Source organism: Nocardiopsis valliformis DSM 45023 (genome assembly GCF_000340985.1).
Taxonomy (GTDB): domain Bacteria; phylum Actinomycetota; class Actinomycetes; order Streptosporangiales; family Streptosporangiaceae; genus Nocardiopsis; species Nocardiopsis exhalans.
In genome coordinates this window covers 42685-66709 of sequence record NZ_ANAZ01000029.1, presented here as the reverse complement: position 1 = coordinate 66709, position 24025 = coordinate 42685, and the positions used below count along the sequence as shown (strand labels likewise).

The 24025-nt window shown below is 70.6% G+C and carries 21 protein-coding genes; 10 read left to right on the top strand and 11 right to left on the bottom strand.

Annotated features, from left to right (window positions below; all coding sequences use genetic code 11):
- Positions 1–366: 366 nt before the first annotated feature.
- The 4 genes from D457_RS0124155 to mtrA form a co-directional block, all read right to left on the bottom strand.
- Positions 367–1317, bottom strand: coding sequence for a phosphoribosyltransferase family protein (locus D457_RS0124155; RefSeq protein WP_051073025.1), 951 nt, complete (start codon positions 1315–1317; stop codon positions 367–369).
- Positions 1318–1469: 152 nt separating this feature from the next.
- Positions 1470–3374, bottom strand: coding sequence for an LpqB family beta-propeller domain-containing protein (locus D457_RS0124150; protein ID WP_017583252.1), 1905 nt, complete (start codon positions 3372–3374; stop codon positions 1470–1472).
- On the bottom strand, positions 3371–5242 hold the full coding sequence (mtrB, locus tag D457_RS0124145) for an MtrAB system histidine kinase MtrB (protein ID WP_017583251.1): 1872 nt from the start codon (positions 5240–5242) through the stop codon (positions 3371–3373). The genes D457_RS0124150 and mtrB overlap by 4 nt, the downstream gene beginning before the upstream one ends.
- Positions 5243–5258: 16 nt before the next feature.
- The gene (mtrA, locus tag D457_RS0124140; protein ID WP_014908694.1) at positions 5259–5936 is read right to left on the bottom strand and encodes an MtrAB system response regulator MtrA; all 678 of its coding nucleotides are present in this window, start codon (positions 5934–5936) and stop codon (positions 5259–5261) included.
- A gap of 460 nt (positions 5937–6396) precedes the next feature.
- Here mtrA and D457_RS37590 point away from each other — a divergent pair, with 460 nt between their 5' ends.
- The 6 genes from D457_RS37590 to D457_RS0124110 all read left to right on the top strand — a co-directional run bounded on the left by D457_RS37590 (position 6397) and on the right by D457_RS0124110 (position 14411).
- On the top strand, positions 6397–7998 hold the full coding sequence (locus tag D457_RS37590) for a glycerophosphoryl diester phosphodiesterase membrane domain-containing protein (RefSeq protein WP_026116970.1): 1602 nt from the start codon (positions 6397–6399) through the stop codon (positions 7996–7998).
- Positions 7995–8720: a DUF4129 domain-containing protein gene (locus D457_RS0124130; protein ID WP_017583249.1), complete on the top strand. Its 726-nt coding sequence runs from the start codon at positions 7995–7997 to the stop codon at positions 8718–8720. Before D457_RS37590 ends, D457_RS0124130 begins: the two co-directional genes overlap by 4 nt.
- A complete protein-coding gene (locus D457_RS0124125) occupies positions 8717–9931 on the top strand; it encodes a DUF4350 domain-containing protein (protein ID WP_017583248.1) in 1215 nt (404 codons plus the stop codon). Before D457_RS0124130 ends, D457_RS0124125 begins: the two co-directional genes overlap by 4 nt.
- A 109-nt stretch (positions 9932–10040) precedes the next feature.
- The gene (locus tag D457_RS0124120) at positions 10041–11024 is read left to right on the top strand and encodes an AAA family ATPase (RefSeq protein ID WP_017583247.1); all 984 of its coding nucleotides are present in this window, start codon (positions 10041–10043) and stop codon (positions 11022–11024) included.
- Positions 11024–12322 (top strand): DUF58 domain-containing protein, encoded by a 1299-nt coding sequence (locus D457_RS0124115; protein WP_017583246.1) that lies wholly within the window; start codon positions 11024–11026, stop codon positions 12320–12322. The genes D457_RS0124120 and D457_RS0124115 overlap by 1 nt, the downstream gene beginning before the upstream one ends.
- 64 nt (positions 12323–12386) lie before the next feature.
- Entirely contained in the window at positions 12387–14411 is a 2025-nt protein-coding gene (locus D457_RS0124110) for a tetratricopeptide repeat protein (RefSeq protein WP_017583245.1), read from the top strand.
- A gap of 17 nt (positions 14412–14428) precedes the next feature.
- Here D457_RS0124110 and D457_RS0124105 read toward each other — a convergent pair whose 3' ends face one another.
- The 4 genes from D457_RS0124105 to D457_RS0124090 form a co-directional block, all read right to left on the bottom strand.
- A complete protein-coding gene (locus D457_RS0124105; RefSeq protein WP_017583244.1) occupies positions 14429–14620 on the bottom strand; it encodes a DUF397 domain-containing protein in 192 nt (63 codons plus the stop codon).
- 171 nt (positions 14621–14791) lie between these two features.
- On the bottom strand, positions 14792–15163 hold the full coding sequence (locus tag D457_RS0124100; protein ID WP_239646202.1) for a type II toxin-antitoxin system PemK/MazF family toxin: 372 nt from the start codon (positions 15161–15163) through the stop codon (positions 14792–14794).
- The gene (locus tag D457_RS0124095) at positions 15099–15320 is read right to left on the bottom strand and encodes a hypothetical protein (protein WP_026116968.1); all 222 of its coding nucleotides are present in this window, start codon (positions 15318–15320) and stop codon (positions 15099–15101) included. The genes D457_RS0124100 and D457_RS0124095 overlap by 65 nt, the downstream gene beginning before the upstream one ends.
- A 297-nt stretch (positions 15321–15617) precedes the next feature.
- Complete coding sequence (locus D457_RS0124090) at positions 15618–16613, bottom strand: stage II sporulation protein M (protein ID WP_026116967.1); 996 nt, start codon at positions 16611–16613, stop codon at positions 15618–15620.
- Positions 16614–16729: 116 nt separating this feature from the next.
- Between D457_RS0124090 and D457_RS33280 the strand changes: the two genes are divergently transcribed.
- On the top strand, positions 16730–17629 hold the full coding sequence (locus D457_RS33280; RefSeq protein WP_051073022.1) for an RDD family protein: 900 nt from the start codon (positions 16730–16732) through the stop codon (positions 17627–17629).
- Positions 17630–17689: 60 nt separating this feature from the next.
- The gene (locus D457_RS0124080) at positions 17690–17908 is read left to right on the top strand and encodes a type II toxin-antitoxin system HicB family antitoxin (protein WP_039831826.1); all 219 of its coding nucleotides are present in this window, start codon (positions 17690–17692) and stop codon (positions 17906–17908) included.
- Between the two features lie 4 nt (positions 17909–17912).
- Here D457_RS0124080 and ahcY (D457_RS0124075) read toward each other — a convergent pair whose 3' ends face one another.
- Both ahcY (D457_RS0124075) and ahcY (D457_RS0124070) read right to left on the bottom strand, forming a co-directional pair.
- On the bottom strand, positions 17913–19175 hold the full coding sequence (gene ahcY, locus D457_RS0124075; RefSeq protein WP_017583239.1) for an adenosylhomocysteinase: 1263 nt from the start codon (positions 19173–19175) through the stop codon (positions 17913–17915).
- Between the two features lie 18 nt (positions 19176–19193).
- The gene (gene ahcY / locus D457_RS0124070; protein WP_017583238.1) at positions 19194–20630 is read right to left on the bottom strand and encodes an adenosylhomocysteinase; all 1437 of its coding nucleotides are present in this window, start codon (positions 20628–20630) and stop codon (positions 19194–19196) included.
- 129 nt (positions 20631–20759) lie between these two features.
- Between ahcY (D457_RS0124070) and D457_RS0124065 the strand changes: the two genes are divergently transcribed.
- The gene (locus tag D457_RS0124065) at positions 20760–21206 is read left to right on the top strand and encodes a MerR family transcriptional regulator (RefSeq protein WP_017583237.1); all 447 of its coding nucleotides are present in this window, start codon (positions 20760–20762) and stop codon (positions 21204–21206) included.
- A gap of 83 nt (positions 21207–21289) precedes the next feature.
- Positions 21290–22474 (top strand): hypothetical protein, encoded by a 1185-nt coding sequence (locus D457_RS0124060; protein WP_017583236.1) that lies wholly within the window; start codon positions 21290–21292, stop codon positions 22472–22474.
- A gap of 44 nt (positions 22475–22518) precedes the next feature.
- On the opposite strand, the gene D457_RS0124055 is transcribed toward D457_RS0124060, so the two are convergent.
- On the bottom strand, positions 22519–23892 hold the full coding sequence (locus D457_RS0124055; protein ID WP_026116966.1) for a protein kinase domain-containing protein: 1374 nt from the start codon (positions 23890–23892) through the stop codon (positions 22519–22521).
- Positions 23893–24025 lie beyond the last annotated feature (133 nt).

The window sequence follows — 24025 nt, the reverse complement described above, 5'->3', positions numbered from 1 at the left end:
CGACCTGGTCTTCGTCCCCACATCCGCCTGCTGAGAGTGTCGCCGCTCTTATCCGCGACTACTGCTCTTCTCCCTGTCATGAGGGACATCGGGACCCTCCGCGGGGCAGGACTTACCTCTAAGGCGCACCGTGATCGGTCGACGAAAAGTCGCCTTACGTGGGCCGTTTCGCCTGCGCCTGGCATCGGCTTGCCGGAGTAGCTCCCCGGTGTTCCCAGGGGCTCTGAAAATCCGACGCAACCACGGACCCGGACGGGTGCCATACCTGGACCGTAACCTGTCCTAGCGCGGATGTCAGGTAGCGAACGGGGGCCCAACCGGCCGACAAGCGCCGCAAACCCTTGCTAACAGGCACCTTTCGCCTGTTCACGAGGGTTTGTAAAACCTTCTTTCCGACCCCTCCCATCGGCCGAAGTTCGCACACCCCGAAGAGCGGAGACTCTCGGCCAGCACCAGGGCTCCCACCACCGTGGCCCCCTCCTCGCGCAGCGCGCGGGCCGCCTCCGCGACCGTGGCGCCGGTGGTGAGCACGTCGTCCACCACGACCACCCGCCGCCCGCGCAGCTCCCACCGGTTCCGCTCGCCCCGGCCCCTACCTCTCCGGCCCGGTGTCCCCCGCACCGGTACCGCTCGTTCCACGCCTTCTCGAACAGATCCGGCTACTTCCGGCCCCGCTCCGCCCAGAAGCCGAGCGCCTCGCTCCCCAAGGCCCCGCCGCGCCCCTAGCGGCCCCGGTGCGGCGGTGAAGGCCCCCACCCGGTTGGCCAGGCGCTGCGCACGCCCCAGGCCGACCTGGCGGCGGGCTCTGCGGCGGTAGCGCAGCACCGGCGCGACCCCGCCCGTGACCGACTCACCGGCCAGGTGCGCGCAGGCCCGCGCCAGCCGCAGGACCGGCCCGTGGCGGGCCGAGGGACCGCGTCCGGGGACCGGCACCAGCAGTGTGTCCGGCGCGGCCCAGCCCGAGGCACGGTAGGCGGAGGCCAGTCTCTCCCCCAGGGGTGCCGTCAGCTGTTCGTCCCCGTGTTCCTTGTAGGCGAGCAGGACCCGGCGGTGGTACCCGGAGTAGGGACCCGCCGCCCAGACCGGAGGGCAGCGCTCACGAGGCCATGCACGGTGCGGTCGGCGTTCCAGCACGGCGTGGCAGCCCGTGCACAGAGGGCCGCCGGGACCGGCGCACCCCGCGCAGGGGCGCGGCAGCAGGAGTTCGAGCAGGGGGTCGAGGAGGACGGAGAGCAGACGGCGCACCAGGGCGGACATCCAGTGCGCCCACCACCCGCGAGGGGTGTCCGGGGCCCGGGTGCCAGAGGGTTCAGCCATGGTTCCAGCTTCGGCCACCTCGGTCAGCGACACCAGCCCCGATGATCGGCCTGTGGACAACCCACCCCGGTTTCTTCCGTGATCTTGCTACCAGAAGCGAAATCGGCGCCGAACTTGCTACTGGTAGCAAGATCACGGGCGAAGGGGCGGCCTCAGCCCGGGAAGGTCGGGGAGCTGCCCTCCACCACGTTCTTCCAGTTCAGGGGGTCGGTGGACACCCAGATGTTGCCGTCATCCGAACCCGCGAGCAGGGGCTGGCCGGGTGCGCCGGAGATGGTGACCATCCCGGCGACCGGAGTGCCCGCGCTGGCGGCGGGCGTGCCGCCGTCCAGGGCGACGAACAGAGCCTGGGTGGTGCCGCCGTCGCGGCTGCCCAGGACGACCAGCTGGTCGCTGGAGCGCCAGGCCACTCCGGTGACGTCCTCCAGTTCCTGGTCCGCGAGGCTGATGAAGGCGCCGACCGAGACCTGGCCGTCCTCGCCCTCCACCACACGTCCGACCTGGAGCGATCGCTGACCGTCCTGCTCGGTGACCACGGCGGCGCGGGTGCCGTCCCGGGAGATCTTGAAGTGCACCAGGGAGTGGTCCCGAAGTCCCCGAACCTCGGCCTGGACCACCTCGTCGCCGTCGCGGAGCAGCCACAGCGCGGTGTCCCCAGGGGCGGGCGGGTCCTGGCCACCCGTGCCGGTGGATACGGGTTCGTCCCCCGCCGGGGCGTCCTCGTCGTCCTCGTCGTCGTCCTCGGAACGGCCGTTGTCCCTGGTCTCCTCGACCACCCAGAGGTTGCCGTTCACGTCCCACGACAGCTCGGTGAACATGCCGTCGCTGAGGACTTCCCGGGGCTCGGCCCCCGCGCTGGCGAAGCTGGTGACGACCTCGCTGCCGCCCAGGGTGATCCCGGCGACGGTGCTCTCGTCGAGCGAGACCGCGAACCGCTCCAGCGGGACGTCCCCGGTGCCCAGGGGACCGGCTACCCGCTCGGCGTCGTCGAAGGTGTCGGCCTCCCAGTCGGCCGCTGACCACAGCTGGCCGTCGTGCGTGAAGTACGCGCGGATGCCCGAGGCGGTGGCTCCGGGGCTCACCCGGGCCCAGTAGTCGCTGCCCGGGCGCGGCCGGTCGGAGCTGTCCCCGTCCGACTGCGGGAAGCTGACCTCCTCGCCGTTGATCTTGAGCGTGAACTCCTGGATCTCGGGCAGCTGGCGCAGGGTCCAGGCGATCTGGGCGCCCATGCTGTACTCGTCCGCGTCCGGCACCCCGGCGATGTTGATGACGGCGCGTTCGGCGTCGATCTCGGTGCGCGGGACCATGCCTTCGGGGAAGGCGGAGATCACGGCCGGGGCCAGCCAGTCGGTGGGGCCGCCGATGAGCTTGCGCAGCAGGCGTTCGGCCAGCTGGTCGGTGCTGACCGGCAGGTAGACCGGGTCCGGCACCAGGGCGGAGCCCGTCGGGTTGAAGTAATAGAGGTTGAACGGGCGGTAGGTGCGCTCGACGTCCAGCTGGCTGAGGATGATCTCGTCGGGCAGGTCCCGGATCCGCCACTCGCCCTCGGGGTCGCCGTCCTCACGGGCGAGGGTGAAGGTCTCCTCCAGCATGGTGCCGGTTTCGGCCGGAACGTACTTGCCGCTCTCGTCGATGCTGGCCATCTCGTTGCTGCGGATGCGCACGGTGGCGCTGAGGCCGTCGGTGGAGATCTCCGAGTCCAGGTCCACCGCGTCCTGGTCGGAGAAGACCCGTACCGCGCCGTCCGGGGACCAGTCCTCGCTCATCTCGGGAAGCATGTAGCTGCGGGCGGCCTTGTGGTCCTCCTCGAAACTGCCGAGGTCCTTGAGGAAGCCGTCGATCAGGCCTTCGGGCTCGACGCCGGGCTGCGGCCCGGCGGGCAGGAGGCGCACGTAGCCGCCGTAGGGATCGCCGGTGCTGTCTCCACCCTCGCCGGGGACGACGGGGCCGGTCATGGGTACGCTCGCGCAGGCCGCCAGAGACACGCAGGCGAGCGCTCCGGCGGCCGCGGTACGCGCGGCCCGGGCCAGGCGTCCGGGGCTTGCCACGTCGCTCACAGCGCCTCCTCCTCGTCGGCTCCGGGCCGTCCCCGGTCAGGGCTCCCGGGTTTGTCCGCGGCGGGTCCGGACCCGCTTCCGGTGTCCTTGGCACCGCCGCCCTTGGCCCCGGCCGTAGCGGCGGCAGCGGCGGCTCCGGGGGTTCCGCTGTCCTTGTCGCCGAAGGCCGTGAAATTGCGGCCCAGGGCGATCTCCGGCGGGACCAGAGGCAGCGGGGACCCGCGCAGCTCGGCCCCGGAGCGGCGGGGCAGGGACAGCCGGAACTGCGAGCCCTGGCCCGGCAGGCCCCACGCCTGGAGCCAGCCGCCGTGCAGGGTGGCGTCCTCCTTGGCGATGGACAGGCCCAGGCCAGTACCGCCGGTGGTACGAACCCGGGAGTAGTCGGCGCGCCAGAAGCGGTCGAAGCACAGGTGCTCCTCCCCCTCCTTGAGCCCCACCCCATAGTCGCGCACGGCCACGGCGATAGCGTCGCGGTCACCAGCGGCGGCAACCACCACGTCGCGCCCTTCACTGTGCTCGATGGCGTTGACCACGAGGTTGCGCAGGATGCGGTTGATCCGACGGGTGTCGAACTCGGCCACACAGGGTTCGGCGGGCAGGCGCAGGACCACCTTGATGCCGCGGCGCTCAGCGATCTGCTCGGCGTCGCCCACAGCCTTCATCACCGAGTCGCGGATGTCCGCCGACTCGATGCCCAGGGTGGCGGCCCCGGCGTCGTGGCGGCTGATCTCCAGCAGGTCCGCGAGGAGCTCCTCGAACCGCTCCACCTGGCTCTGCAGAAGCTCCACGGAGCGCCGCTGGGAGGGGTCGAGCTCCTCCCGGTCGTCGAAGAGCAGGTCGCCGGCCATCCGGATGGTGGTGAGCGGGGTGCGCAGCTCGTGCGAGACGTCGGAGACGAACTGGCGTTGGAGCTTGGACAGCTCCTCCAGCTCCTGGATCTTCTCCTGCAGGTTGCCCGCCATGTCGTTGAAGGACATCGCGAGCCGGGCGAGGTCGTCCTCGCCCTGCACCGTCATGCGTTCGGTGAGGTCGCCCGCGGCCAGGCGCTCGGCCGACTGCGCGGCGGAGCGCACCGGGGTGACCACCAGGCGGGTGATCATGAACGCGATCAGCCCGAGGAGGATCACCAGCAGTACCGCGACCAGCGCGACCGTGCCCTGGACCAGATCCAGGATCTCCTGCTCGTGCTGGAGCGGGAAGATGTAGTACAGCTCGTAGGCGTGGGTGAGCTGGGCGCCCACGACCAGGGCCGGTTCGGTCGAACCGTCCTCCATGTCGATGCGCGTGTACGTGTGGTATTGCTGGTCGAACACCTCGGACTGGCGGACCTGTTCGATCAGGCGCGGCGGGACGCTGCCCTCGCCGGTGGCCCAGCCGAGCTCGTCGCTCACCGAGGGCAGGATGAACACGCTGTAGAGCCCGGTGTCACCGCTGCGGCTGGTCAGCTCGCTGGCGATGTTGTTCAGGAGCCGGTTGCGGTCGCCGATCTCGTTTTCCTGGAGCTCGACGAGCGCGTAGTTGAGCCCCGCACGGTGGTCGTTGACCGCCGCGTTGATCTTGGCGTCCAGCAGACCGCCGCGCACCTCGGAGATCAGCACGTATCCCAGCCCCGCCATGACCAGCAGGGACAGGACCAGGGTCGTGCTGATGACCCGCAGGTGCAGCGAACGGCGCCAGTTGGTGTGCACCCCCCGCACCAGCGCGCGGGCGGCGCGCTGGGCGAGGAGGTAAGCCCTGGTCAGGCCGGTGTTGTTGTCACGCCAGCTGCCGCCGGAGCCGTCTCCGGTCGCGGGCAGCCCGGAGGCGGGGACGGAGCGATCCCCTGCGGAATCATTGCCCCGCCCCTCCTCGGGTTCGGACGCGGTCATGTGGGTCCCGGAGGGATCAGGCGGTTCCGGCCTTGTAGCCGACGCCGCGAACGGTCACGACGACCTCGGGGTGCTCCGGGTCCTTCTCGATCTTGGCGCGCAGGCGTTGCACGTGCACGTTGACCAGGCGCGTGTCAGCGGCGTGGCGGTAGCCCCAGACCTGCTCCAGCAGGACCTCGCGGGTGAAGACCTGGCGCGGCTTGCGGGCCAGGGCGACCAGGAGGTCGAACTCCAGCGGGGTGAGGCTGATCTGCTCGCCGTCGCGGCGCACGGCGTGCCCGGCGACGTCGATGGTGATGTCACCGATCTGGAGGACCTCGGGCGCGGGCTCCTCGGTGCGGCGCAGCCGCACGCGCACGCGGGCCACGAGCTCCTTGGGCTTGAAGGGCTTGACGATGTAGTCGTCGGCGCCCGACTCCAGACCGAGGACGACGTCGACGGTGTCGCTCTTGGCGGTGAGCATGACGATGGGAACCCCGGACTCGGCGCGGATCTGACGGCATACGTCGATCCCGTCGGCCCCGGGCAGCATCAGGTCGAGGAGGACCAGGTCGGGTTTGGTCTCGCGGAAGGCCTCCAGAGCCTTGTCCCCGTCGTGAACGAACGAGGGCTCGAACCCTTCACCCCGCAACACGATGCCCAGCATCTCGGCGAGGGCGAGGTCATCGTCGACAACCAGTACACGTCCCTTCATCGGCGTATCCGGCGCCAGGTGTCCGCCACCGCCTTGTGGGCGGGGGGAGTTCCGGCGCCTACTCCTCTCTCCTGGAACACTCAAGCGGCGTCAGTGGTCGGTGCCCGTGTTCCCCGACTCCCGGGGAACGCTCCCCTACCGCGGGGAACTGCGTTTCGTCTCCCCCAACCTTGCCAGCTTCGGACAGTGTTGGAAGAGCGGTCAGCGGTGTTGGGCCCTTATGGACCGATTTCGGTCACCGGCGGCGTCGTCCCTGGCTAAGAAGGCCCGGAAAGCTTCGTGACTTGGCCGGTTGGTAACAGAAAGCATACAAAAGGAATGAAGTGCGTCGGTTGTCCTGGGACACACTCGAACACCACTGAGAAGCGGTGGAACCGGCCGGTAGGTTGGTTTCCGACAGGTCAGAATTGGCGCGAAAACGCTTGCGCACAGTAACCGAACCTCATGGAGGGCGGGGCAGATGAGCCAGGAGGACGGCCACCGGGATGGGTCGGGAGACGACCCCGAGGGTCAGGGGCCACCCGAGTCCGCGGACCCCGCCGGGTCGAGCGGATGGGCCGCCCCCGGTCAGGGCTCCGCCCCTTCCTCTCCCGAGGGGAGCCGGAGCACTCCCCCGAGCTCCGGCCAACCCGGCTACGGACCGCCCGAACCCCCGCCGGGGTACGCACCGCCCCAGGGTTACGGCGGGCAGGGGTATGGCGGGCAGGCCTACGGATCCCAGGGCCAGGGCACTCCCCCGGGCTATGGCGCTCCCGGCTACGGACCCCATGAGCAGGTCAGCGCCCCCGGCTACGGCGCCCCCGGTTACGGCGCCCCCGGTTACGGGCCGCCTCCCGGTCAGGGCGTTCCCTCCGGCTACGGCGAGCAGGGATACGGCGCTCCCGGTTACAGCGCACCGGGCTATGGCGCCCCCGGTTACGGCACTCCCGGCTACGGACCTCCCGCTCAGGGCGGACCGCCCCCGGGTTACGGTCCCCCAGGCCAGGGCGGCCCCTCCGGCTACGGCCCCCAGTGGCAGGTCGCTCAGGGGCCGAGTCCGCAGCCCATCAAGACCGGAGTGGTCGCGCTCCGGCCGATGACGCTCGGCGACATCTTCAACGGCGCGTTCAGCTACATCCGCGACAACCCGCGGACCACTTTCGTGCTGGCCCTGGTGGTCATGGCGATCGCGAGCAGTGTCAGCGCGATCGCCTCGGCCCTCCTCCCCGCGGACATCCTCACCTCGTTCGACGAGATCATGGCGGACCCCGCCGCCTTCGACCCCGAAGACCCGATGTTCCAGACCTCTCCGTTGGTCAGTCTGCTGAGCCTGATCGGCAGCCTGATCACCCTGGTCGGCGGGGCCGTCCTGCTCGGCCTGCTCGCCGCGGTCGTGGGCATGGCGGTACTCGGCCGACGGCTCACCGTGGCCGAGGCGTGGGAGGCCGTGCGCGGCCAGGTCGGCTCGATCATCGGCCTGGCCTTCATCAAGCTCGGCATGCAGGTCATCATGGCCATCGTCTTCTTCATCGCCATGATGATCGTGGTCTTCGTCGCCGTGCTGCTCAGCCTCGCGTTCCAGAGCTTCGGGGCGGCCGTCGCCATGGGCCTGCTGGTCGTCCTTCTGGGCATCGCCGCCGTCGCCGCCCCTGCCCTGTGGATCTGGGTCAGGCTCTACTACGCCATGCCACTGGTCGTGCTGGAGCGGCTCGGCCCCTTCCAGGCCATCGCCCGTTCCTGGCGCCTGTCCCAGGGCGCCTGGTGGCGCACGTTCGGCTACTGGCTGCTGGCCCTGGTCATCGTGTTCGTGGTGAACCTGATCCTGGGTCTGCCGTTCGGGGTCGTCCTCGGCTTCGACATCCTCCCGTACGGGAACTACGGGGTGGTTGTCACCGCGGCGATCTCCTACGTGGTCACCGTGCTGGTCTACGCCCTCACCCAGCCCTTCCTGGCCGGGGTGAACACCCTGCTCTACCTGGACCTGCGAATGCGCCGTGAGGGCCTGGACCTGCACCTGCAGCAGGCCGCGCAGCAGGGTCAGGCTGTCGGCTCGGAGATCTTCCTGCCGAGGTACCGCACGTGAGGCCCCTCCAGGCCGCTCCCCTGGAGGTAACCCGGGAGGAGGGCCGCCGCCGTGCGATCGAGGAGCTGTCCGACCCGGTCTACGGGCAGAACGAGCCCTCTCTGCTGGACCGCCTCCTCATGTGGCTCGGCGAGTTCCTGGACTGGCTGAGCCGGGCGGGCGAGGGGGTCGTCCCCGGCGGCTGGCTCCTGGCCGGCGTGCTTCTGGTGGTCCTGGTGCTGGTCGTCGCCATGATCTTCTACCTGCGCCCCTCCCGGAACCGCCGAGTCGAAGCACCGCTGCACGAGGGCGAGGTCCGCACCGCCGCCGACCATCGCGCACTCTCCGAACGCGCCGAGGCCGCCGGTGACTTCGCCTCGGCGGTGACCGAGCGGCTGCGCGCGATCAGCGTGGACCTGGAGGACCGGGTGATCATCTCCCCCAAGGCCGGGCGGACCGCCACCGAGCTCGCGGCCGAGGCCGCCCGGACACTGCCCGGCGAGGCCGAGGGCCTGCACGAGGGCGCCCGGATCTTCAACGACGTGGCCTACGGCGACCGCGCCGCGACCGCCGACACCGCCCGGTTCATGCGTGAGCTGGACGGACGGCTGAGCACGGCCCGCCCGGTCCTCAGCGAACCGGTGCTCGCCGGGGGCGCTCCGACCGGCTCCGCCGAACCGCCGAGCCATCACAGCGGCCCGGCCCCCACCAACAACCAGCCGTACGACGAAGGGCGACGATGACGACCACCGCGCCGCCCGAGCCGCGGTCCCAGGCGCCGACCGGCCCTGCCCGGAGAACCGGCCCCGGTGGCTCCGCCGCCGGACGCCTGTGGCGGGCCGGTCGGCTGCCGCTGGCCGCGTTCACCCTGCTGGTCGTTGTGGCGGTCCTGGTCTCGCTGGGCCGGGAGCCGTTCCCCTCCGGCTACCTGGAGCCCGGAAACCCCGACCCCAACGGTTCGCGCGCGCTGGTGCGGCTGCTCGAGGAGGACGCGAACGTCACCGTCACCCGCAGCTCCGAGGCGGCGGCACGGGCCGTGGAGCGGGCGGGGGACGACACCGTGCTGGTGCTCTTCCTCGACCACCGGCTGCTCCCCGAGGAGCTGGACGCCCTGGCCGAGCTGGAGGCCGACACCGTGCTGGTGCAGCCCTCCCTACGCTCCCTGAACACCTTCGCGCCCGGGACCGACGTCATCGGTCGGGTCCACGAGGGGCGCACCCTCGAACCCGGCTCCGACTGCGAGCTGCCTGCCGCGTCCGCCGCCGGTGACGCCGGGGTGGTCGGCGAGCTGTACTCGGCCGAACCCGGGACCGAGGCCCTGGGCTGCTACCCGGCCGACGGCGGTTCCGCCCTGCTCCAGGTGGCCGCGCCGGACGGCACCACCACGACGCTGCTGGGTACCGGTGCCCCACTGACCAACCGGGACCTGGACTCGGCGGGCAACGCCTCGCTGATGCTGAACCTGCTCGCCGCCGAGGACGTGGTCTGGCTGCGACCGGACCCGCCCGAGGAGGTCGGCAGCGCCACCCTGTGGGAGCTCGTCCCGTCCGGATTGCGCTGGTCCCTGGTTCCGCTGGCGCTCACCCTGCTGCTGTTCGCCCTCTGGCGCGGGCGGCGGATGGGCGCGCTCGTACCGGAATCCCTGCCCGTGATCGTGCGGGCCGCGGAGACCACCGAGGGCCGGGCAGGGCTCTACCGGTCCCGCCAGGCGCGCGACCGTGCGGTCTCAGCACTGCGCGAGGGCTTCCTGGAGCGTTCGCTGCCCAAGCTGGGCCTGCGCCGAGATGCCGGACCGGAGGCGGTCGTGGCCGCTGTGGCGGCCCGCAGCGGGGACGACCCGCAGACCCTGTGGCCGCTCCTGTACCCGGCCCAGCCGGACCCGTACGCGGCGAACGACGACGCGATGCTGCGGCTCGCCGAGGAGATCGACCAGCTCGCCGGGAGGCTGCGGTGATTCCCCGCCGCCGTCGCCCGACGCACAGCTTCGCGCCGCACAGCCGTGAGTCGCACAGACCTGAACAGACCCATGGGGTCACTGACGTATCGAGAGAGGTAGACGGCACGTGAGCGCCTTCACACCCGAGGCACTGCCCTCCGCCGACGAGGCCCGGGCGGCGCTGACCGCCCTGCGCCGCGAGGTGGCCAAGGCGGTCGTGGGCCAGGACGAGACGGTGACCGGCCTGGTCGTGGCACTGCTGTGCCGCGGCCACGTACTGCTGGAGGGTGTGCCGGGTGTCGCCAAGACGCTGCTCGTACGCACGGTCTCCCAGGCCCTGTCACTGGACCACAAGCGGGTGCAGTTCACCCCGGACCTGATGCCGGGTGACGTGACGGGTTCGCTCGTCTACGACCAGCACACGGCGAAGTTCGAGTTCATGCAGGGGCCGGTCTTCACCAACCTGCTGCTGGCCGACGAGATCAACCGGACCCCGCCCAAGACGCAGGCCTCGCTGCTGGAGGCCATGGAGGAGCGGCAGGTCACCGTGGAGGGGCGCCCGATGGCGCTGCCAGACCCGTTCATGGTCGCGGCCACCCAGAACCCGGTCGAGTACGAGGGCACCTACCCGCTGCCCGAGGCTCAGCTGGACCGGTTCCTGCTGAAGGTGACCGTCCCGCTGCCCGAGCGCAACGCCGAGATCGATATGCTCGGCCGACACGCCGCCGGTTTCGACCCGAGCGACCTGACCGCCGCCGGGGTGCGGGCGGTGGCCGGGGCCGCCGAGCTGCACGCCGCCCGCAATGCGGTGGCTCAGGTACGGATCGCCCCAGAGGTGCTGGGCTACATCGTGGACCTGTGCCGGGCCACCCGGTTCTCCGCCTCCCTCCAGCTGGGCGCCTCCCCCCGGGGCGCGACCGCGCTGCTGCGCACCAGCCGGGCGTGGGCGTGGCTGTCCGGCCGCGACTACGTGACCCCCGACGACGTCAAGGCCCTGGCCAAGGGCACCCTGCGGCACCGGATCGGGCTGCGCCCGGAAGCCGAGCTGGAGGGCGCCACCACCGACGGGATCCTGGACGGTGTGCTCGCCTCCGTCCCGGTGCCGCGCTGATGGTGGTCACCGGCCGGGCCGCACTGCTGGCGCTCCTCGCGACGGGAGCAGTGGCGATCTCCGGCGATATCAGCGGGACCGTCACTTACCTTGCCGTGAGCCTGGTGCTGGTTCTGGTCGTGTTGGACGTGCTGTTGGCGACCGGCCCGCGGAAGCTGCGCCTGACCCGGGAGGGTGACACCTCACTGCGCCTGGGTGAGACCGCCGAGGTGTTCGTGACCGTCTCCAACCCGACAAAGCGGCGGCTGCGCGGTTCGGTCCGCGACGCCTGGCCACCGAGCTCGCACTCCTCCCCCAAGGTCCAGCCGCTGCTGGTGGGCGCCGGGGAGCGCCGTCGTGTGCGGACCGCGCTCACTCCCACGCGCCGCGGTGACGCCCGCTCCGCCGGGGTGACGGTGCGCAGCATCGGCCCGCTCGGGCTGGCCGGCCGACAGCGCACGCTCCAGGCCCCCTGGACCGTACGGGTCCTGCCTCCGTTCCACAGCCGCAGACACCTGCCGGGCAAGCTGTCCCGACTGCGCGAGCTGGAGGGGCAGCACACCACGATGGTGCGCGGGCAGGGCAGTGAGTTCGACTCGCTGCGCGACTACGTGCCCGGCGACGACGTGCGCTCCATCGACTGGCGGGCGACCGCCCGCAACGACGGCGTGGTCGTCCGCACCTGGCGGCCCGAACGGGACCGGCGCATCCTCATTGTGCTGGACACCGGCCGCACCTCGGCCGGAAGGGTGGGCGACACCCCGAGGCTGGACCACGCCATGGACGCCGCGCTGCTGCTGACCGCGCTGGCGGGCAAGGCCGGCGACCGGGTGGACTTCATGGCCTACGACCGCGCGGTGCGCGCCCAGGTGAAGGCCTCGGGCAAGGGCAGCCAGGTCAACCGGGTGGTGGAGGCCATGGCCCCGCTGGAGGCAGAACTGGTGGAGTCGGACCCGGCGGGCCTGGTCAGCGCCGTGCTGACCCAGGGCCGGGCCCGCAAGCTGGTGGTACTGCTGACCGACCTCAACGCCACCTCCCTGGAGGAGGGGCTGCTGCCGAGGCTGCCGCTGCTGTCCTCCCACCACCTGCTGATGGTGGCGGGGATCCAGGACCCGCAGGTCGAGGAGATGGCGGCGGAACGGGGCAGCGCCGGGGCCCTGTACCGGGCGGCCTCCGCCGAGCGCACCCTCAGCGAACGCCACCGGATCAGCGCCGAGCTGCGCAGGATGGGCGCCGAGGTCGTGGACGCGGACCCGGAGCACATCGCCCCGGCGCTGGCCGACGCCTACATCAACCTGAAGGCCCAGGGGCGGCTGTAGGAAGTCGCAGGAAGACGTTGTGGAGGCGCTCTCCCCCGGCGGGAGGGCGCCTCCTTCGTGCACTATGGGGGTCATGGCCTCACCCCCCGAAGCCCACAACCGCAACGCGAACGACGTCCAGGGCGCCGTCTACGGGCAGCTGCTCCAGGTCCGGGACATCCACGGCGGCGTCACCGTGAACGCCGCCCAGGCGCCCCCACCGGTCGCGGACGTGTCCTTGGACCCGCCTCGCCCCGCGACGCCCGTACGCGGCCGCGAGGAGCTGCTGAGGACGCTTCGCGGGGCCATGGAACGCGGCGCACCGGTCCCGCACGTGCTCACCGGCCCCGGCGGCTTCGGGAAGACGACCGTGGCGGCCGCCCTGGCCGAACACGCCCGGTCAGCGGGGTGGACGGTGTTCTGGGTCCGACCGGACGCGATCCTGCCGAGCATGCTGGAGGTCGCGGTCGAACTGGGCGGCTCCCGCCAGGAGGCCGAGCGGTTCGGGGCCGCTCCGAGGTCGGCCGCCCGCTGGGTCTGGCGCCACCTGGACGCCGCGCCCCGCCCCTGGCTGCTGGTGATCGACAACGCCGACCAGCCTGAGCTGCTGGATCCGGAGAACCGTCCCGGGGAACAGCGCGGCTGGATGAGGTCGAGCCCGGGCGGGTTCGTGCTGGTCACCAGCCGTGTCGACGATCCCGCGCTGTGGGCGCCCGCCGACGTGCACCGGGTCGGGGTTCTGGAAGGCGGGGAAGCCGTCGCGGCCCTGGCCGACCACGCCGGACTGAGCGAACTCCCCGGAGGCACCGGGCTAGCCGAACGCCTCGGCGGGGTACCACTGGCGCTGTCCCTGGCCGGTCGCATCCTCGCCACCCACGGGATCCTGTTCCCCGACGCGAACTCCCTGTTGGAGCGGGTCGACGGCGACATCTCCGAGCTGGATCAGCTCGCCGCACCCGTGACCGATACGGACAGCGACGAGCGTCGACAGCTCTCCGGTGTCTGGGACCTGTCCCTTCGCCTCGTGGCCGCGAAGGAACCACTGTCGGCTCCCCTCCTCAAGGTCCTGTCCGTCCTGGGTGCCAACGCCGCCGCCGTTCCCCTGCGCAGACTTCCGCTGTCCGAACTGGCGGACGGGACCTTGGCCGACCTCGACGAGGTAGGGCTCGTCCGGGCGATCAACGCACTCGTCGTCCACGGGCTGGTCACCGTCGGCCAGCGTTCGGGCGAGACCTCCCTGCGCCTGCACCCGCTGGTATCCGAGACCATCCGCGCGAACCTGGGGCTTGAGTCCCTCTCCCAACTGGAAACGGCACAGCGCCTGCTGGAGTGGCGCGCCGACCACGACCTCGCTCTGGAAATGGGTGCTCACTCGGCCCTGCACACTGTGCTGTCGCGCCTGCACGGCCCAGCGCACCCGGCCCCGATTCGGGCGAAGATGCTGTTTCACCGGGCCGTGTCACAACTCGGCCACCGGGAAGAGGCGGAGCAGGGTCTCCGGAGCGTCGTCTCCCAAAGCAGCTCCGACCTGGGTGACACGCACCCCGAAACCCTCCGGGCTCAGCACGCGCTGGCTGACGCACTGCGGGCCCTCGACAGGATCGACGAGGCCGAGGAGATCTACCGCGCGGTGGTCGGCAAACGCGAGTCCGTGCTGGGCCCTCTGCACCCGGAGACACTGAGCAGCCGCCAACAGGTCGCCCTGATGGTCGCACTCCGCGGTGACCTGGACTCCGCCGAGGAGGACTTCCGGGCCCTCTGGCAAACGTACGAAGAGCTCTCCCTGCAGGATGATCGGATCGCGCTGTACACGCTGGAGAACCTCTCCTTCCTGCGTATGCACAAGGGCGACCACGACGCCGCCGAGGAAGGATTCCGCAAGGTCCGGCAGGAGCGGATCCGCGCCCTGGGACGGAACCACCCCGTTACGGTCGAGGCCGACTACAACCTCGCCAGGGTCGCGTTCGCCAGGGGGGACCACACGGTCGCGGCCGCGGCGTTCCGTGAGGTCGTGGAACTCCGGGAGGAGATCCTGGGTAAGGACAACCCCCGTACGGAGCAGGCTCGGGAGTGGCTGGAGAAGGTCAGACAAGCCCTTTCCGAAGGCTGATCATCCCGCCCTTCCCGTCAGCCCGACCGGTCAGCGATCAAGGTCACCAGCGCCGACCACTCCCGTGTTCCGACACCCAACACGGCGCTCTCGGGATTCTGTGTGTCCCGGACCAGCACCGGGACGGCCGGTGCGAAGGCCACCTCGACGCAGGCGCTCTCCATGCTGCTGTGACTGCTCTTGAACCAGCGGGGGGTGTCATCGCTCATGGCGCCGATCCTGCCACAGGAGACCACCCATCCGCCTCCCCCATCTCCTCCTCGATACGGGCGAGCTCGGCTTGATCATGACGGCTGAAAACGTTGGAAGCCACAGGACCGAGGTGCGGTAGCACCGGCTTCTCTTCGAGTGCCAAAGGGTCATGGCCACGCCCAAACCGCTCAGAGCAAGCGCAGTACCAGGCGGCACGCCTTGTCGACCTCGTCCAACTCACTGGGGTCAAGCCGCCCCGCGAACTCCCCGCCCCTGAGCTCGCGGTCAACCGAACGCATCTGGTCGGTCAAGACCGAGGTGGAGGTGCCGTCGGCCAATGTGATCTCAGGTCGGAAGATCGCCGGGCCCGAGCTCGTCGACGTGGGGGCAACGACAACAGTCGACAGGTTGAACGGCCCCTGCAGTTCAACGCAGTACCTTGGTCCACGCCGCGCATGTCCCTGGAGTCGCCGGTCAGCGCGAAGCCGGTAGAGATCACCACGCACCCGCGTCACCCATTTCCTCTGCGATCCGAGCACGCTCAGCCTTGTCGGCCTCATCGTGCCGGAGGCGTTCAGCGTCCTCCCGCGCCTGGGCGTAAAGCCGTTCGACATAAGCCTCGTGGATGATCTCCCTGAGCACGGTGGAACGGTCACGCCCCTCGGTGAGCTCTCGCAGCTCACGCTCGGTCTGTTCATCTGGCCTGAAACTGATCATCGCCACGACCTCAGCGTAAGACAAGTTGTCATACGGGATAAGGGCTAACTCTGTGTTACGCGATCCGGCTGGGGTGTTCGTACTGTCCAGCGACCGCGTCGGCGATTCCACGCTGTGGGCGATCGAGTAGCTGCGCAGGTCGGAGGTCCTGGAGGATGTGGGCACAGGGGCAGCTCGTGCCACTACGGAGACTGCCCTTCTCGGACGGCGAAGACCACCCGCAGACCCGGCTGGTGCGGGACAGCCTGCGCGCGGATCGACCGCGCCGAACCTCGAAAGGCGGGGAACCGCCTCCGGTCAGCCCGCCACCGGGACCGCTGCCGGGGCGTCCCTGATGTCGCCGGTCTCGCCCTCCTCGTGGGCCTTCTTGCCTACCGTGAACACGTAGACGAGGAACAGGACCTCCGCGACCACGCCGATGCCGATCGCGATCCAGGTGTTGGTGACCCAGCCAGTGACCAGGCCCTCGATGAGGCCGGAGACGAACAGGACCACGACCAGGCCCAGGGCCACCGCGATGGCCGCACGGGCCTCCTCGCCCAGGGCACGCAGGCGGGTCCGCTCGCCCGGGGCGATCAGGGTCCAGCCGAGTTTCAGGCCCACGCCGCCCGCGACGAACACGGCGGTGAGCTCCAGGAGGCCGTGCGGGAGGATCAGGGCGAAGAAGACGTCGCCGCGGCCCATCGCGAACATCATGCCGCCGGCCGCGCCGATGTTGACAGCGTTGAGGAACAGCACCCCCAGGGTGGGCAGGCCGAAGGCCACGCCGAAGATGATCGCCTGGGCCGCGACCCAGGCATTGTTGGTCCACACCTGGGCCGCGAAGGAACCCGCCGGGTTCTCCACGTAGTAGTTGGCGAAGTCGTGTTCGACGTAGCGCGCGATGGACTCGGGGGTACCCAGGGCGGCCAGGACGTCGGGGTTGGTGGCGATCCACACCCCGGTCACCGTGGCCACCGCGAGGGTTCCGGCGGTGACGCCGATCCACCACCAGCGCAGCCGGTACAGCACCGCCGGGAACACCCGGGTGAAGAAGCCGATGACGTCGGTCCACGAGGAGGAGTGCGCACCGCTGACCGCCGACCGGGCCCGGGCCACCTGGGAGGACAGTCGGGCGGCCAGCTCCGGGTCCTGACCCGAGGAGCGCACCACCGACAGGTGGGTGGACACCCTCTGGTAGAGCTCGACGAGTTCGTCGATCTCCTCACCTGTGAGCGAACGGCGCCTGCGCACCAGTTCGTCCAGTCGGTCCCACTCCCGGGCGTGCGCCGCGGCGAACACGTCGATATCCACGTATGGGACACTACTGGATCCGGGCCCCGCGGCCGTGACTGATGCGAACGGACCGCCGCACGGACGGGTAGTCTCTGGGAGACGGTTTCAGACACCCGGTAAGGGAGCGTGTACTGGTGTCCTATCCCGGTGGCGGCGAGTCCCGTGACAACGCGTACGGCACGACGCCGCTGGTCACCGGTGACGCGGTGGTACTCGAACTGCGCCCGGCCGGGTTCGCCACACGCGCGGCCGCCATCGCGATCGATTTCCTGGTGCAGGTCATCGCGCTGATCGCTCTGGGCCTGGTCGTCTCCTGGATCGCGTTCAGCGTCGACCCCGCCGCGACGGCCGCGATCTCCCTGGCCACCACGATCCTGATCATCGTCGGCTATCCCACCGCGTTCGAGTCCATCTCACGCGGGCGTTCCCTCGGCAAGATGGCCCTGGGTCTGCGGGTGGTCGGTACCGACGGCTCACCCGAACGCTTCCGCCAGGCGCTGGCCCGGGCGCTCTCGGGGTTCGTGGAGCTGTGGATGACCTTCGGTGTGATCGCCCTGGTCACCTCGATGCTCAACCGGGACGGCCGCCGGGTCGGCGACTTCGTGGCCGGGACCATGGTGGTGGAGGAGCGCACCGGAAAGCGCCGCGACACGGTCATCCCGATGCCACCGCACCTGGCAGCCTGGGCGGCGGGCACCGAGCTGTCCCGTCTCTCCCCCGAGACCGCGAACTCCGCCCGCCAGTACGTGCTGCGTTACAGCGAGCTCGCCGAGCACACCCGGCACGAGATGGGCATCCAGCTGGCCGACGCGGTCGCCGCCCAGGTCAGCCCGCCCCCGCCGCCCGGCACCACCCCGCCGTTCTTCCTGGCCGCTGTGTTGGCCGAGCGCCGCCGCCGCAGCCTGGAGGCCATGGGCCAGGGACCACAGGGCGCCCAGGACCCGCAGGGCTACCAGAGCCAGGGGCACTACTCCCAGGGGCAGCCCCAACAGAGCTTCCCGAGCCAGGGGCAGAACCCGCAGCACCGTTGGTGACCCCCCATCAGCGAAAAGCGTCCACGGCGACCGCCTGGGCACGCCGTGTCGGAGGTAGCGATGAGCACGTTCGCGGTCATCATCGAGCGGGCCGAAGACGGTGGTTTCGGTGTCTGGTCCCCTGACCTTCCCGGCTGCGTGGCCCTCGGGGACACGGAGGAGGAAACCCTCCGGGAGATGCACGAGGCCGTGCGGGGGCACCTGACAGTGCTCCGGGAGCGAGGCGAAGCGCTCCCGGAGCCCAGCACCGTGGCGGCGACGACGTTGACCGCTGCGTGAGGGGTCAGGGGCGCCAGGAGTTGAGGTAGGCCTCCTGGTCAGGGGTAAGGGCGTCTATGCCCACCCCGAGGGCGGCCAGCTCCAGGCGGGCGACCTCGTTGTCGATCTCCTCCGGGACATCCACCACGCCCGGCTCCAGGGTGGTGTGCTCCTTGGCCAGCCACTCGGTGGTCAGGGCCTGCACGGCGAACGACATGTCCATGACGGCGGCCGGGTGGCCCTCGGCGGCGCCCAGGTTGACCAGGCGCCCCTCGGACAGCAGCAAGAGCCTGCGGCCGTCGGCGAACACGTACTCGTCAGCCTGCTCGCGTACGCCGCGGTCGACCCCCACGGACAGCGCGTCCAGGGCGTTGAGGTCGATCTCCAGGTCGAAGTGGCCGGAGTTGGCCAGGATCGCGCCGTCGCGCATCACCGCCAGGTGTTCGCAGCGGATCACGTCGCGGTTGCCGGTGGCGGTGACGAACACGTCCCCGACCGGGGCGGCGGTCTCCATGGTGGCGACCGTGTACCCCTGCATCACGGCGTCCAGCGCCTTGACCGGGTCCACCTCGGTGACGACCACGTTCGAGCCCATGCCGCGGAAGCGTTCGGCCAGGCCCCGGCCGCAGTAGCCGAACCCGGCCACGACCACGGTGCGTCCGGCCAGGAGGGTGTTGGTGGCGCGCAGGATGCCGTCGACGGTCGACTGCCCAGTGCCGTAGCGGTTGTCGAACATCCGCTTGGTGCGGGTGTCGTTGACCGCCACCATCGGCAGCCGCAGTTCGCCCTCGGCACTCATCCTGCGCAGCCGGATGACCCCGGTGGTGGTCTGCTCACAGCCGCCCAGGACCCCTTCGAGCAGTTCGGGGCGGTCCACATGGGCGGTGTTGACCAGGTCGCAGCCGTCGTCCAGCAGCAGGTGCGGTCGGGATTCCAGGACCGTGACCAGGTTGCGGTCGTAGGCGGCGGTGTCCATCCCGGCCCAGGCGTGCACGGCCACCCCGTACTCGCTGACCAGCGCGGCGGCGGTGTCGTCCTGGGTGGACAGCGGATTGGAGGCGGCCAGCCACACCTGGGCGCCGCCCGCGCGAAGGACGCGGAGCAGGTTCGCGGTCTCGGCGGTCACGTGCAGGCACGCGGCCACCCGCAGACCTGCCAAAGGCTGTTCCTCGGCGAAGCGGGCGCGGACGCTGCGCAGGACGGGCATGGAGCGTTCGGCCCATGCCACACGGCGGACCCCGGCCCTGGACAGGCCGAGGTCCGCCACCTCGTGTGAGGGGAGTGTCATCTGTGGAAGGACTCGCCCCTAGTAGCGGTAGTGGTCGGGCTTGTACGGCCCGGACACGTCCACGCCGATGTAGGCGGCCTGCTCCTTGGTGAGCTCGGTCAGCTTGACGCCGAGCGCGGCCAGGTGCAGACGGGCGACCTTCTCGTCGAGGATCTTCGGCAGGGTGTAGACGCCGATCGGGTACTCGTCCTGCTTGGTGAACAGCTCGATCTGCGCGATGACCTGGTTGGTGAAGCTGTTGGACATCACGAAGCTGGGGTGCCCGGTGGCGTTGCCCAGGTTCAGCAGACGGCCCTCGGAGAGCACCAGGACGGACTTGCCGTTCTCCTGGGTCCACTCGTGGACCTGCGGCTTGATCTCCTTCTTCTTGATGCCGGGGACTTTCGCCAGGCCGGCCATGTCGATCTCGTTGTCGAAGTGGCCGACGTTGCCGACGATCGCCTGGTGCTTCATGCGCACGATCTGGTCGGCCATGATCACGTTGAAGTTGCCGGTGGTGGTGATGAAGATGTCACCGGTCTCCAGCACGTCCTCCAGGGTGGCGACCTGGTAGCCGTCCATGGCGGCCTGGAGGGCGTTGATCGGGTCGATCTCGGTGACGATGACGCGGGCGCCCTGGCCGCGCAGCGCCTCGGCCGAGCCCTTGCCGACGTCGCCGTAACCGCAGACCACGGCGACCTTGCCGCCGATGAGGACGTCGGTGGCGCGCATGATGCCGTCCGGCAGCGAGTGGCGGATGCCGTACTTGTTGTCGAACTTGCTCTTGGTGACCGAGTCGTTGACGTTGATCGCCGGGAAGGACAGGCTGCCGTCACGCTGCATCTCGTACAGGCGCAGGACACCGGTGGTGGTCTCCTCGGTGACGCCCTTGATGCGCTTGGCGATCTCGGTCCACTTGGTGGAGTCCTTCTTGAGGCTCTCCTGGAGGAGCTTGAGGACGACCTCGAACTCCTCGCTGTCAGCGGTGGAGGGGTCCGGGACGGCACCGGCCTTCTCGTACTCGGCGCCCTTGTGGACGAGCATGGTGGCGTCGCCGCCGTCGTCCAGGATCATGTTGGGGCCCTCGGCGCCCGGCCAGGTCAGGGCCTGCTCCGTGCACCACCAGTACTCCTCCAGCGTCTCGCCCTTCCAGGCGAAGACGGGGACGCCCTTGGGGTCGTCGACGGTGCCGTCGGGGCCGACCACCACGGCGGCCGCGGCGTGGTCCTGGGTGGAGAAGATGTTGCAGCTCACCCAGCGGACCTCGGCGCCCAGGGCGACGAGGGTCTCGATGAGGACGGCGGTCTGCACGGTCATGTGCAGCGAACCCATGATGCGGGCGCCCGTGAGGGGCTTGCTGTCACCGAACTCGGCGCGGGTGGCCATGAGGCCGGGCATCTCGTGCTCGGCGAGACGGATCTCGTCGCGGCCGAACTCGGCCAGGGAGAGATCGGCGACCTTGAAGTCGAAAGCCATGCGTTCCTCACTCGTCAAGTCATGGTTGCGTCCCGATTCTAGGCCCGGGAACGCGCCTCGGACACAAAGCTCACAGCGAGATGTCAGATTTGCGCGATGTGGGGGCGGATGTGGGTTAGGGTCGCCTCCATGGCCGCCCTCGACGACGACCCCACAGCGCCCGGATCCGACCCCGCGCCGATCCCCATCTCCGCGGCCGCCGAGCGGGTCGGCAGCACCGCCCGCATGCTGCGCTACCGCGAGGGCCTGGGCCTGCTCCCCCGCACCCAGGAGCAGCCCACCGGGCGCGGTCACCGGCACCGCCGGTTCACCGAGGAGGACCTGCGCACCATCGAGGGCGGGCTGGAGCTGGAGCGCGAGTTCGACATCCCGCCGGCAGCGCTGGCCTTCGCGCTGCGTGTGCTCGCCGAACCCGACGTGCTGGCCCGGGTCCGCGCGCACGGTGAACGCCTGGGCAGGCTGGCCGCCGCCCCCACCAGGGCTCTGGACTTCGAGAAGGAGAAGGCCATGCGCCTGCTGCACTCCCGGCGCCCGGGCCCTTCCGGCACCGGGACGCGCACCGGGCACTCTGGTTGACTCAGGGCCACGGCCGCCTCCGGACACCCAGACCAACCGTTCGGCATGTTTTGGCAAAGAGCCCACGGGCTACGGATGACACCGTGGAGAGCCAACTCGGCGACACCGCTTGGGAGACACTCCCCGAGCGCGTGCGCGTAGACCTCAGGGACGTCGACAGCCTGCGGGCGGTCTGGGCCAGACAGCGCCAGGACCAGACCCTGGACGCGCGCGGAGCCGCGCGGCGGGAACTGACGCGGGACCGCGTCCGGGAGTGGGGCGCCGATCCCGCGCTCACCGATCTCCTGCTGACCGGTTCGGCGGTGTCCGGGGAGCCGATGACCGCCCCGCACATCGCCGCGCTGGCCGGAAGGGTCGCCGAGCTGCCCGCGGGCGAGATCGCCGCAAGGGTTTCCGTGGCGCGGGCGCTGCGGCCGCTCAGGATCGTCCTGTCCTCCGCGCACGCCGACGATCTCGCCCGGGCCGCGACGATCCCCGCGCACCCCGTGGTACGGGCCGCGCACACCTATGCCGAGTGCGTGCGGGTCCTAGCCGAGGCCGCTGGAGAGGAGTCGGCCGGGGCCGAGTCGTCAGGAGCGCACGGATCGCCCAGGCCGCCCGGGCCACCAGTGGCGCTGCCGTGGGTGCTGGCCTCCCGGGTCCTCCAACGGGCCGACTTCCCCCCACTGCTGCTCGATCCGGGCGCTCCGCCGCCGGATCCGTGTACCGAGCGGGACCCCGGAGAGCGGCTGGCGATCTTGGTCGCGCACTTCGCGCGGCTGGTCACCGGGGCCCTGCGCGGAGAACTCGGTTGGAGCCGCACGGAAGGCCCCCCGGCCCAGGCCCCGGTCCCGCCGCTGACCGCGGTCACGCGCCGCCGCGTCCTGGAGTACGTGCGCTCCCGGCGCGAACCGGTCGCGCTGATCCTGCGTGCCCTGGCACCCGGGGCGAGCGCCACGGTCACCTCGGGCGACGGGGTGGACGGGGCCGACACCGGGGAGGGCTGCTCCTCGCGCTGGTGGACCTGCCTGGAGCTGGTGGTGGGTGAGGTTTCCCTGGCCCTGTACGTGATCGTGCAGGACGTGGGCAGCCCGCCCTGCGGTGTGCTGGCGGTGACCGCCAACGCGCGCCTGGTCACCCCGCAGGGGGTACGGCAGACGCTGGAGATGTCCAGGAGCGACAGTGTCACGGTGATGCCCACGGACTGCGTGGACGACCGCTGGCCGCAGGTGCGGGACCTCGTGGACGAGGCGGTCTCCCGCTCCATGAACGAGCTCACCCGAGTCTGAAGAGGCAGGTGTGACCCCGGGTCGGCACTCGGCACCGGGGCCGGTCAGCCGCTGAGGAACAGAATCACCAGGAGCAGCAGCAGGATGATGATGGTGATCAGCACCGCCGGGATCACCCAGCCCTGCTGGAGGATCGAGTCCTGCTGGGCGGGCTGCGGCCGGTGCGCCCCGTGCGGGCTGTAGGTCTGGTTGGGGTTGACCGCGCCGGTCATCATCGGGTTGGCGTTCTGGGGCATGGCGTGCGGCTGCTGCGGCTGCTGGGGGTGGCCCGGCAGACCCGGCCGCGGGTTGGACATGCCCGGGTGCGCGCCGAACCCGCCGTGCTGCGGGTTCGAGCTCATCGGGTGCCCCATCTGGCCGGGGCGGGGGTTGGACACGCCGGGCCCGGGCCCGTAGGGGTTGGGGTTGGAGACCCCGGGGTTCTGGCCCAGGCGCGGGTCCGAGACACCCGGCGGGTAGCCCATGCCCGGCTGCGCGCCGGTGGGCGGGTACTGCGGTGCCTGAGGCTGTACAGGCGGCAGCTGCTGGCCGTTGAACATGCCGGTCTTGGAGACCTGCTCGCCCTGTTTGAGCGCGTCATCGGCGCTGGCGGGGGCGGCCTCGTCCGGGCCGTCGTGGCCGAGCAGCCGCATGAGCAGTTGCTGGGCGTTGGGGCGCCGGTTCGCGTCCTTGTCCAGGCAGGACTCGACGATCGTCCGCAGCGCGTCGTCGATGCCGTCCAGGTCCGGCGGGGCGCTGATCACACGGTGCACCACGGCCGGGACGGTGTCGGAGCCGAAGGGCGCCCGCCCGGTGGAGGAGAACGCGATCACGCAGCCCCAGGCGAAGATGTCGCACTTGTCGGTGATCCCGCGGCCCTCGATCTGCTCGGGTGCCATGTAGGAGGGCGTGCCGACGATCGAGTTGGTCATGGTGGCGGTGCCGTCGTCGACCCGGGCGATACCGAAGTCGATCACGCGCGGTCCGTCCGGGCCCAGCAGCACGTTGCCGGGTTTGAAGTCGCGGTGGACGATCCCCGCCTTGTGGATGGCAACCAGCGCCGTGGCGGTGGAGACGGCCAGGCGCTGGAGTGCGGCCCCGCGCACGGTCTTGCCCTTGGCGACGGTCTCCTGAAGATCCTTTCCCGGTACGAACTCGCTGACCACGTAGGGCGGGTCGCTGTCGAGCTGGGCGTCGATGATCGCGGCGGTGCAGAAGGAGGCGACCCGCTGGGCAGCCCGGACCTCTTTCTCGAACCGCTTGCGCAGGTCGGCGTCGGCCGACCACTGGTCGTTGAGGACCTTGACCGCGTACTCATCGCCGGAGGGGTCCTCAGCGAGGTAGACGACGCCCTGGCCGCCCTTCCCCAGTCGTCCGGTCACGCTGTATTCACCGAACGCGGAGGGGTCGCTCGGCAGTAGCGATTCGGGACCGGGCATCGATGTCCTCCAGGGAGGTCGTCTTGGGCGGGGAGCGCAAAATCAGGGTACGGGTAAGAAACGCCGGGTAGGGCCGCGCGCGGCTCCGGCACCCGGAGGGCGCCCCTTACCCGGACGTACCCGATATGACTAC